The organism is Neorhizobium huautlense, assembly GCF_030811685.1.
GTDB lineage: Bacteria > Pseudomonadota > Alphaproteobacteria > Rhizobiales > Rhizobiaceae > Neorhizobium > Neorhizobium huautlense_A.
The window spans coordinates 193840-203320 of record NZ_JAUSRF010000012.1 but is presented as its reverse complement, the minus strand read 5'-3'; the positions used below and the strand labels follow the sequence as shown (position 1 = coordinate 203320).

General features: G+C 59.0%; 12 protein-coding genes and 1 pseudogene. 2 read left to right on the top strand and 11 right to left on the bottom strand.

Translation table 11 applies throughout. The annotated features are described in order from the left end of the window. Positions 1-140: 140 nt before the first annotated feature. From J2T09_RS18670 to J2T09_RS18630, 9 genes are all read right to left on the bottom strand, one after another. On the bottom strand, positions 141-1478 hold the full coding sequence (locus J2T09_RS18670) for an MFS transporter (RefSeq protein ID WP_306837422.1): 1338 nt from the start codon (positions 1476-1478) through the stop codon (positions 141-143). 168 nt (positions 1479-1646) lie between these two features. Then, the gene (locus J2T09_RS18665) at positions 1647-2396 is read right to left on the bottom strand and encodes a metallophosphoesterase family protein (protein WP_306837420.1); all 750 of its coding nucleotides are present in this window, start codon (positions 2394-2396) and stop codon (positions 1647-1649) included. Continuing rightward, positions 2396-2752, bottom strand: coding sequence for a hydroxyisourate hydrolase (gene uraH, locus J2T09_RS18660; RefSeq protein ID WP_306837419.1), 357 nt, complete (start codon positions 2750-2752; stop codon positions 2396-2398). The genes J2T09_RS18665 and uraH overlap by 1 nt, the downstream gene beginning before the upstream one ends. Next, on the bottom strand, positions 2749-3288 hold the full coding sequence (locus J2T09_RS18655; RefSeq protein WP_373458512.1) for an ureidoglycolate lyase: 540 nt from the start codon (positions 3286-3288) through the stop codon (positions 2749-2751). The genes uraH and J2T09_RS18655 overlap by 4 nt, the downstream gene beginning before the upstream one ends. Beyond that, positions 3272-3643, bottom strand: coding sequence for a HepT-like ribonuclease domain-containing protein (locus tag J2T09_RS18650; protein WP_306837414.1), 372 nt, complete (start codon positions 3641-3643; stop codon positions 3272-3274). Before J2T09_RS18650 ends, J2T09_RS18655 begins: the two co-directional genes overlap by 17 nt. Position 3644: 1 nt before the next feature. Then, positions 3645-4142: a 2-oxo-4-hydroxy-4-carboxy-5-ureidoimidazoline decarboxylase gene (uraD, locus tag J2T09_RS18645; protein ID WP_306837412.1), complete on the bottom strand. Its 498-nt coding sequence runs from the start codon at positions 4140-4142 to the stop codon at positions 3645-3647. After that, complete coding sequence (puuE, locus tag J2T09_RS18640) at positions 4139-5068, bottom strand: allantoinase PuuE (protein ID WP_306837410.1); 930 nt, start codon at positions 5066-5068, stop codon at positions 4139-4141. The genes uraD and puuE overlap by 4 nt, the downstream gene beginning before the upstream one ends. Positions 5069-5141: 73 nt before the next feature. After that, a complete protein-coding gene (locus J2T09_RS18635; RefSeq protein ID WP_306837407.1) occupies positions 5142-5849 on the bottom strand; it encodes a DUF1045 domain-containing protein in 708 nt (235 codons plus the stop codon). A 102-nt stretch (positions 5850-5951) separates the two neighbouring features. Then, positions 5952-7127 carry an NAD(P)/FAD-dependent oxidoreductase gene (locus tag J2T09_RS18630; protein WP_306837405.1) on the bottom strand — a complete coding sequence of 392 codons (1176 nt, stop codon included), beginning with the start codon at positions 7125-7127 and terminating at the stop codon, positions 5952-5954. Between J2T09_RS18630 and mnmD the strand changes: the two genes are divergently transcribed. After that, a complete protein-coding gene (gene mnmD, locus J2T09_RS18625; RefSeq protein ID WP_306837403.1) occupies positions 7126-7833 on the top strand; it encodes a tRNA (5-methylaminomethyl-2-thiouridine)(34)-methyltransferase MnmD in 708 nt (235 codons plus the stop codon). The genes J2T09_RS18630 and mnmD overlap by 2 nt on opposite strands. A 54-nt stretch (positions 7834-7887) precedes the next feature. Then, positions 7888-8337 carry a hypothetical protein gene (locus J2T09_RS18620; protein ID WP_306837401.1) on the top strand — a complete coding sequence of 150 codons (450 nt, stop codon included), beginning with the start codon at positions 7888-7890 and terminating at the stop codon, positions 8335-8337. Between the two features lie 41 nt (positions 8338-8378). Here the strand turns inward: J2T09_RS18620 and J2T09_RS18615 are convergent. After that, positions 8379-8558 (bottom strand): annotated as a pseudogene (locus tag J2T09_RS18615) (response regulator); the annotation flags it as partial. Between the two features lie 77 nt (positions 8559-8635). Next, positions 8636-9451, bottom strand: coding sequence for a glycosyltransferase family 2 protein (locus J2T09_RS18610; RefSeq protein ID WP_306837397.1), 816 nt, complete (start codon positions 9449-9451; stop codon positions 8636-8638). Positions 9452-9481 lie beyond the last annotated feature (30 nt).

The following is a 9481-nucleotide window of genomic DNA, read 5'->3' as shown; positions in this document are numbered from 1 at the left end:
CGAGAGCCGTCTGTTCGGGAGCAGGTTTCTTCAACATGACCCAGTGAATCACAAAACCCCTGGACCAGCCAGGGGTTTGTCAGCAGTCTGAGGGCGACTAACGCCGCCCTCGTTCTCTTTCCGCTGTGAGCATGCTCCGATCAGTTGCGAGCCAGCCGCTCCGTCAGTTCCTCGATCCCGGCATCGGCTTCCACCGTCTCGCCCCGAAGGCTGAGATAGATGCCAAGCGCCACCGTCAGAACCGCGATGAACAGCAGGTAATAGGCATGCGCCATCGGGTTCACCGCCAGCATGGAGGTAACGGCAATCGGCGTCAGGCCGCCGAAAATGGCGTAGGCGACATTGTACGAGAAGGACAGGCCGGAAAACCGCACACGCGCCGGGAAAGCCCGCACCATGACGTAGGGCACGGCGCCGACCATGCCGACCGCCAGCCCCATGACCGCGTAGAGCGCGAACATGACGGTGATCGACGTGCCGGCATAGCTGTAGAAAGCAAAGGTCGCAGCACCGAACAGCACACCGCCGACCGTGAAGAAACGGCCGGAACCGATGCGGTCGATGATGGCGCCCGCCGCAGAGGTGGAGAAGATCAGGAACAAAGTGCCAAAGCTGGTCGCCGCCAGAGACTGCTGGGCGGTGTAGCCGTAGAGCTTCTGCAGAAGCGTCGCCGTCATCAGCGTGGTAACGACGATGGCAGCCGAGAGAACCCAGGTCAGCAGCATGGAGATGATCACGCCACGGCCATGATCACGCAGAACGGTCTTCAACGGCAGTTCCGGAGCCAGCGCACGGCTTGCCTTCATTTCGTTGAAGATCGGGGTTTCCTGCAACCAGCGGCGCATCCACACAGACAGAAGGCCGAAAACGCCACCGAGGAAGAACGGAATGCGCCATGCACCCGCCTCGATCGTTTCCGGCAGGAAAACGGTGTTGATCACGGTAGCAATGGAGGAACCAAGCAGAATGCCGAGAGAAAGACCGGAGGTCAGAAAACCGCAGGCAAAACCGACACGGCGCAGCGGCACATGTTCAGCCACAAAAGTCCAGGCGCCGGGCACTTCTCCACCAATGGCGGCGCCCTGCAGGATGCGCATGGCGACAAGCAGGATCGGGGCCAGAACGCCGATCGTTTCATAGGTCGGCATGATCGCCATGCCGAGGGTCGAGAGCGACATCAGCAGGATGGAGAAGGCAAACACCTTCTTGCGGCCGAACATGTCACCGAAATGCGCAAGCACGATACCGCCAAGCGGACGCACCAGATAGCCGGCCGCGAAGATACCAAACGTCTGGATCAGGCGAAGCCATTCCGGCATGTCGGCCGGAAAGAACAGCTTGCCGATGACCGTGGCGAAAAACACGAAGATGATGAAATCATAAAATTCCAGCGCACCACCGAGGGCGGCAAGGCCAAGCGTGCGAAAATCTTGGGCGGTGAGGCGGCGCGGTGCGGCGCCGGGAGATGTCGAGGACATTGTTCGATCCGGTCGTTGCTGCGGGACAAAGGCTTTTGCGATCGCAAAAGCCGCATTTCCGGGCATTGCGCCATCAACAGGCGTTTTTCAAGCCAAATCGTCGCATAGCCCACAGCACAGACGTTTCATCGCATGTGTGCACAGATTTCTCTCAGCTTCTGCGGGTTTTCAGCGCATACGGCCGGTCGCCAGTGCGCTTGCCCAGTCGCCCCGGCCAGCACCGGCAGCAAGGCGCGACGCGACCATGTGATCATATGCGACGGTGCGAAATTGCGGTGCCCATCCGCGCCCGGTCTTTTCGAGAATAGCGTAACAGGCCAGGGGATGGCCGTTTTCGACATCATGCGGCACAGGCTCATCGTCGTGATAGGCCGGGCAGCCGACACTGCCGGGATTGACGATCATGCGCCCATCCGAAAGCGTAACGACACGCGGCATATGGCTATGGCCGCACAGGATCAGCGACTGTTCCATGCCCTCTGCAAGATGTTCGATCTCCGGCTGCGGGCGCAGGCCCACACGCCCCTCACCCGACACCGTGTCCAGCCAGTAGACGTCATCCTGAAGCGGCGTGGCGTGGCAGAGAAAAACCTCCTCACGCCAGATCATGGTTTTGCGCAGTTTTCGCAGCCACTCGAAATGTCGTGGCGCCAGTAGTGCATGGGCATGCGCATCCGAGCGTCCCATCGTCTCGGGCGGTGTTTCCAGAAGATAACGATCGTGATTGCCGCGCACCGTCTGCACCGCATTCATATCCAGCAGCAGAAGCAGGTCGGCCGTGTGCCCGGCCTCCAGCGGCCCGCTGAAACAATCGCCGAGATTGACGATGTCGCGAATGCCGAGCGCGGCAATATCTTCCAGCACTGCCTGTAGGGCAGCGTGATTGCCATGGATATCGGCGATCGCGGCAAAACGCATCAGCTGCCTCGATAGGTGGAATAACCGTAGGGCGAAAGCAGCAATGGCACATGGTAATGCGCGGTGATATCGGCGATGCCGAAACGGATCGGAATGACATCGAGGAAGGCCGGCTCGGCAAGCACCACGCCGCGGCGGCGCAGATAATCTCCTGCATGGAAAACGAGTTCATAGCTGCCGGCAACAAACGTTTCGCCGATCAGGATCGGCCCGCCATCGACACGGCCATCGCTGTTCGTCACCACCGTCCCGATCTTTTCGCGCCTTTCGCCCTCGATGCGATACAGGTCTATCACCAACCCTTCGGCAGGTTTGCCGCTTGCAGTATCGAGAACATGGGTGGTGAGGCCGGTCATGTCCGTGGCTCCTCGATTCGGTAAGCGGTTTCAAAGAAAAACTCTTCGAGATTTTCGGCCGTATTGTCGCGATCGACAACAAGAAAATCGCTGACCTCGCCAAGTGCCATCAGGGGATGGTGCCAGGTATTGGCAAAATAGTTCACACCCTGATGGGCTTGCGCCAGAAAAACCTGAGGCTCCCCCGGTTGCCCTTCCTCATCTTCAGAAACTGCCACCAGAAACGGACGGCCGGACATAGGCACAAAACTCTGGCTGCCAAAAGGATGGCGCTCCATCATGTCGATCGCATAGGGAAATTGTCGGGGTTGTCCGCGAAAAATGTTGAAGATCAGCCGTTCCGGTTGCCCCACCGCCACTGGTTCGGCCAGCGCGTGATACCGTTCGGTCGTCCCGTTGTTGATCAGCCGCATGCGGGACGGGTCAGCCTCGATGACGTCGCCGTAAAGGGCGAAAGCGTTTTTGGTCAGCGTCTGGATTTTAAGCGTTTGGGTCAAGAAATGCCTCAGCTTTGATGTTTCACTCGCCTTGCGCATGCCCGCTTCGAAGCGCTTCGAGATCGGAGAGCAGCGACCGGATCGTCTGCTGTGTTACATTCCAGATATCTTCGGCAGGGATGGCATAACCGTCATCAAGAATACGGTCTCGCATGGCACGTAGAAAAGTCCAGGGCAGCTGTGGATGGTCCGTCACAAACTCAGGATAATGATCCATCAGATCGCAAGCCGCCTGTCCTGCCATGAAGTGGCAGAAACTAACGGCAGCAATCACGACCCTGCTTTCGGCAAATGACGCCTGATCCATGTGCGCGGTCAGACTGATGGCATCCGATGCCGCCTTCTGCAGGAGGTCGATATAATCGATTACGCTGCGCCTGGTTTTGCCAACCATATCACCCCTCCGGCAACAGCGCCTGCAGCCGCAGCAAAGCAATCCGCTCCACCTGCGCCGCCGCCGTCTCGAATTCCTCGTCGAAACCATTGTGGATGCGGCACTCGAAGGCCGCGAGAATGTCATGCCTGTCCAGCCCCTTCACCGCGATGATGAAGGGAAAGCCGAATTTCTCCGTATAGGCGCTGTTGAGTTCGGTGAAACGCGCATGCTCCTGCGGGCTTAACCGGTCGAGCCCGGCGCCGGCCTGCTCGTAGCGGCTGTCCTCGGTCAATTCGCCCGCGATGGCAAGCTTGCCGGCAAGGTCCGGATGCGCGCGCAGCACGCCCAGCCGTTCTTCGCGGGCGGCATTGCGAAATTCCAGAACCATGCCGTCGTGCAGTCGTTTGGCTGTCAGCGGCACGGTCACGAAACCGGCGTCATAGGCACGTTCGGCAATGAAGGGCGAATGCTCGAACACGCCGCCGAATTTTGCGATGAAATCGCCGCGCGCCGTCACAGGGCACCTGCCGGCTTGTGGTGTTCATGCCAATGGCGGGCAATCTCGATGCGCTGCGGGATCCAGACTTTTTCATGCCCCAGAACATACTCCATGAACCGCCGCAGAGCCGCGATACGCCCCGGCCGCCCGACAAGACGGCAATGCAGCCCAACGGACATCATTTTCGGCACACCCTCCTGCCCCTCGCGATAGAGCGTGTCGAATGCATCCTTCAGGTAGGTGAAAAACTGGTCGCCGGAATTGAAACCCTGCGGCGTGGCGAAGCGCATGTCGTTGGTTTCCAGCGTATAGGGAATGATCAGGAAAGGTTTAGCGTCACAACCCTTCACCCAATAGGGCAGATCATCGGCATAACTGTCTGACGAATAGAGGAAACCGCCCTCCTCCATCACGAGCTTCAACGTGTTGTCGGATGGCTTGCCCTGATACATTCCATAGGGCCGTTCACCGGTCAGTTCGGTATGCAGACGCACCGCCTCGAGAATATGGGCGCGCTCGTCTCCCTCCGAAAAATCCTTGTATTCCAGCCAGCGGTAACCGTGGCTGGCGATTTCCCAGCCGGCTTCCTTCATGGCGGCAACGGCTTCCGGATTACGCGCCATTGCCAGCGTCACGCCATAAACGGTGCACTGCATCTTAAGGTCGGTGAACAGACGCCACAGGCGCCAGAAGCCGGCACGCGAACCGTATTCGTAGATCGATTCCATGTTGAGATTGCGCTGGTCCGGCCAAGGTGCCACACCGACGATTTCGGAGAGAAGATTTTCCGAAGCCTTGTCCTGATCGAGGATCGAGCTTTCGCCACCCTCTTCGTAATTGATCACGAACTGCACGGCGATATTAGCCCCGCCCGGCCATTTCGGATCGGGCGGGTTACGCCCGTAACCGACAAAATTGCGCGGGCTCTCGATCGGCAGCAGCATGACATCCCCTCGATGCGTTTTTTGGAACGCTATCAGCGGTTCGGCGCAGCTGTCGAGATGCGATCTTCGCTAATCAGGCGGTGCGGCGCGCCGAAACCCGACCAAGCGGATGCAGCGAATGCACCGTCAATGGCGCACCCGGCTCCTCTTCCACGAACAAGGCAAGGTTCGTAACCTCGACCGGATCGGACAGGATGGGCGTGAAATAGTTGCGCAGAGCCGTTTCGAAACGGCCGAGATCAGCTTGCGCCAGCGGTCCGGTCAACATCATGTGGAACCGGAATTCGTCCATCAGATAAGGATCGCCCCAGCGCAGCATGTTAGCGAACTGCCCGGCGGAAAGGTTGCCGGGGTCCGCTCGCTCCATCTCGTCATCCGGCATCGGCAGACGAAAGCGCTCGAATTCGGTGACGACGGCGCCGGCGAGCAGATGCATGTCCTGCGACGGGATGACGGGCGCCAGCGCAAACTGCGTGCCGATACGCACGACTTCCAGCTGCGGCAGCGTGAACGTGCGCTGCTTGCCGGCAAAGCGCATCAGCTCGCGCAGCAATTCCTGCTCGGTTGTGCCCGGCGCCAATCGAAACGTCGGACGCAGGCAGCCATGAAAACCGGAACGGCGCGGCAGTGCCGTGTTGAAGGCGATGTCATGCAGGCTGAGGCCCCGCAATGCCGGATGATCGAAAGCACCACCGGAAAAGGCATGGCGACCCAGCCACTGGGCAGCGGCAAGCGTCAGCGGATCGTGCGCCGGCGGCGTAAAATTGATCGAATAGCGCATGCGTCATCATCCTGATTGCGGTTGTACTTCACGCATTGCTCAAGCATCCCCGAAGACCGGGTTAGGTGATTTGCGTAACAGGATGACGACGATTCGCTTGGCTTACACGGATGCTCTCGCAACTGTGAGGTGATTTTCTAATAAAAAGCTTGGCGGCACCGCCATGGACCTTCCGGCAAGCGCATCGAGCACCGCATCGGCCAGTTTATGGGCCAGACCAAAACTCACCTTGAAACCGCCGGCCAGCGCCAGAATATGCGGATGATCCGGGTGGCGGCCGATCATCGGATCACGGTCGATCGCCTTGGGCCGCAACCCCGCCCAACGTTCAACGACAGGCGCATCCGCCAGCATCGGCGACATTTTTCGCGCCCGTTCGATCAAAGCCTCGAGCTTTTCGTCCGTCGCAAACGGCGCGTCAAACTCCTCCTCGCTGGTGCTGCCGATGGCAACGGTACCGCCCTCATGCGGGACGACATACAGCCCCTTCAGGAAAATGACCGGCAGATCGATATCGACATCCGCCTTCAACAGCGCCGACTGCCCCTTGACCGGCATGCCGAGCGGCCGTGGCATCGGGCTCCCAAGGCTTTCGAGCAAGGGAAATGCCTGATACCCGTTCGCCACGATGGCATGGCCGAAAGCGATAATGCTGCCATCGGCAAGCACCGCCTCGCGTCCATTCAGCCGCACCACGCCATTGTTCTCTATGATCCGCACATGTTTCGCCTGTTTCAGCGCCGCTGCCAACGCAGAACCGAAACGCCTCGGCGAGGCCCGCCCCGCTAGCGTGTCGAGAACAACGCCGGCCTCACCGATCGAGGCATTCAACCATTCGGGATTCGGCGTCTCTTCCATCACATGCCAGTGGAATTTTCGGTCTCCAGCCAGCCATCGGCTTTCGGCATCCTGCGAATGCCCTCGGGCAATATCCGCCAGATGCGGCTTCGGTAGCGGGATCAGGCGACCGCAGCGGCGATAACCGCAGGAAACACCGGTCTCGCCTTCAAGCCGCGCCACCTCGTCCTCCAGCGCCACCAGCGCATCGAACTGGAACTGCTTCTTGTCGCTCCACTTGTCCGGCAGATGCGACATCAAGGCGCCAATCAGGCCATGGCTTGCGCCCTGCCCCAGACCGCCCGCATCGACAAGGAGCGTATCGATGCCCAGCCGCTCCGCCTTGACCGCCGCCCACAGGCCCATGACACCGCCGCCGATGATCAACAGATCGGCAGACGATTGACCCGAAGCCCCGGCCGGATTATCGGCTTTTCCCATGACAGATCCCAATCAGATTTCGCAAATGCAGCCGCTCGACTGGCGTGATGGCGACATGCCCTATTCACCGCAGTTTGGCGACCATTTTTATTGCCAGACGGATGGCAGGCTGGAATGCAGCCATGTGTTTCTCGCCGGCAATGGCCTGCCGGAGCGCTGGAAAATCGCTGAAAATTTCGCGATCGGCGAACTTGGTTTCGGCACCGGGCTGAATTTCTGCGAAACCTGGCGGCAATGGAAAGGGGTGCGGCATGCGGGCGCGGCTTTGCATTTCACCTCTTTCGAGCTTTATCCGATGGACCGCGCCTCGATCGACCGGGCGCTGGCGCATTGGCCGGAACTGGATGAGGAGCGCGCAGCCCTGACGGCACTCTGGCCGGACGATCCGCAAGGCCGCGTGGCACTGCAACTGGACGAACAGACGAAACTGACAGTCGTCTGTGGTGCGGCGCTCCATAATGTCGCAAGCCATGAAACAGCGTTCGATGCCTGGTTTCTCGACGGCTTTGCACCGTCGCGCAATCCCGACATGTGGTCGCCGGAACTGATGTCGGCCGTATTCGACAAGACTGTCGGTGGCGGTTCATTCGCCACCTATGCCGCCGCCGGTTTTGTTCGCCGCAACCTGCAGACCGCCGGTTTTGTGGTCGAGCGACGACCGGGCTTTGCCGGCAAGCGCGAGATGTTGTGCGGAACGAAGGGATAGACGCTCAACCATCGCTCCTCCCACGGCCACCGACCCTCGTTAAAGGACACAATGATGTCTGACACCATTCTCCGTTATGTCCCGGAAGATCCCTTCTGGAAGCCGACGACAGCCGATGCCGCAAAAGCGGTATCGCTCCTGAAATCGATTGCACCGGACGCAGAGACGGTGGATGCGATATTTGAAGAGAATGTCGTTTTTTATCATCCAGGCGAATACTGGTCAGGCATAAAATGTAACGCGTGCGGTGCGGATGCCGAACCATGGTGGGATGGCCCCATGAACGCCGCTTTTGCCGTAAAGTTCGAAAACCTTGAATTCACGACGCCCTGTTGCGGAGCGCACACGTCACTGAACGATCTCCATTACATCGTGCCATCCGCATTCGGGCGTTTTAACCTTGAAGCACGCAATCCCAATATGGGCGATCCGACAGAGGATCACGACCGGGACATTGCCCGCTGCCTCGGCGCACCGGTGCGAAAAATCTGGGTGCGTCTTTAGAAATATGTGCGGGCAAGGTTGCATCATTCTGCCGACGCAGCTTATCGCACGGCCATGCTGCCAATCTTTCCCGTGCCTAGCAATGCACTGATCTTCTGCTCCAGCATTTCCGGGCTGATCGGCTTGGACATGTAGTCGTCCATGCCCGCAGCAATGCAGAGCTCGCGGTCGCTTTCCAGCGCATGCGCGGTCACGCCGATGATCGGCACATGACCACCCTGCTGGCTCCACAGCCAGCTGCAAGACGACGGCAGCGGTCTTCGACAGCAACGCATCTGCAGCCAAGCGGCCCCGCCTGTCAGCTAGCGACCTTGCGGCGCAGTGTCAGCCAACGCTGCGGCAATTCGGTGTCGATGCCCAGCTTTCGCAGTCCGTGCCAGAATTTGCGCTGCGCGGACTGCGACCACTTCGACCAGTTGCGGCGGCTTACGAAAGCATTCTTACGCTTGCCGTAATTGCTGCGGCCATGACCGCCGATGTGGCGGACGTCCTGGCCGAGAACCCAGCACATGGTGCGACCCTGTGCCTTATAATACTGGTTCAGCGCATATTCGTTGCCGATCGCGCTATAACCTCCGGTTATGTGGCGATAGTCCTCGGTCCGCTTCAGGCTCGGATTGAAGGTGAACGTGTACCACATAAAATGCAACTCGGGAAAAAGGCGTTTGTAGGACACGCCGTTTCTCGTTCTCGTGCGGATGCTGCGCACATAGCCCTGCATATCGGTCTCGGCGCGGGCCAGTGCCAGCAAGGTTTCAGGCTCGGCAACAAGCACTTCTTTCAGGGAAGCGATCACGTTGGGAGAAGTGAACTCCCAATCGTCCTCGACATGAAATATGTAAGGCGTCTCGACCTCCGCATAAGCTTTGTCGATGGAACGCGACTGACCAATATTCACCTTGTTGAAAATAACTCGGATCGGCTGATCCGGAAACATTTCTGCGACTTTGAATACACCTTCATCATCGCTGTCTTCGATGACGATAACTTCCTTCAGTGGATAATTGTTAAATGTAAAAAACGACCGGAGTGTCTTCTCGAGAAGATCAAACCGGCGGCAACTGGTAACGACCATCGTGACGTCAGAAGTCATGTATCGCGGCAGAGAGCTCATCCCTGCCCTTTCCTTGATTGCGGTGCGTGG

What these genes read in the sequence shown, in the direction of transcription:
- puuE (WP_306837410.1), bottom strand. Translation starts at nt 5,068, where the DNA reads ATGCTGCTGCCGATCGAGAGCCCGCGCAATTTTGTCGGTTACGGGCGT.
- mnmD (WP_306837403.1), top strand. Translation starts at nt 7,126, where the DNA reads ATGACAGATCCCAATCAGATTTCGCAAATGCAGCCGCTCGACTGGCGT.
- J2T09_RS18610 (WP_306837397.1), bottom strand. Translation starts at nt 9,451, where the DNA reads ATGAGCTCTCTGCCGCGATACATGACTTCTGACGTCACGATGGTCGTT.
- J2T09_RS18670 (WP_306837422.1), bottom strand. Translation starts at nt 1,478, where the DNA reads ATGTCCTCGACATCTCCCGGCGCCGCACCGCGCCGCCTCACCGCCCAA.
- J2T09_RS18650 (WP_306837414.1), bottom strand. Translation starts at nt 3,643, where the DNA reads ATGGTTGGCAAAACCAGGCGCAGCGTAATCGATTATATCGACCTCCTG.
- J2T09_RS18630 (WP_306837405.1), bottom strand. Translation starts at nt 7,127, where the DNA reads ATGGGAAAAGCCGATAATCCGGCCGGGGCTTCGGGTCAATCGTCTGCC.
- J2T09_RS18620 (WP_306837401.1), top strand. Translation starts at nt 7,888, where the DNA reads ATGTCTGACACCATTCTCCGTTATGTCCCGGAAGATCCCTTCTGGAAG.
- uraH (WP_306837419.1), bottom strand. Translation starts at nt 2,752, where the DNA reads ATGACCGGCCTCACCACCCATGTTCTCGATACTGCAAGCGGCAAACCT.
- J2T09_RS18635 (WP_306837407.1), bottom strand. Translation starts at nt 5,849, where the DNA reads ATGCGCTATTCGATCAATTTTACGCCGCCGGCGCACGATCCGCTGACG.
- J2T09_RS18655 (WP_373458512.1), bottom strand. Translation starts at nt 3,288, where the DNA reads ATGCGCAAGGCGAGTGAAACATCAAAGCTGAGGCATTTCTTGACCCAA.
- J2T09_RS18665 (WP_306837420.1), bottom strand. Translation starts at nt 2,396, where the DNA reads ATGCGTTTTGCCGCGATCGCCGATATCCATGGCAATCACGCTGCCCTA.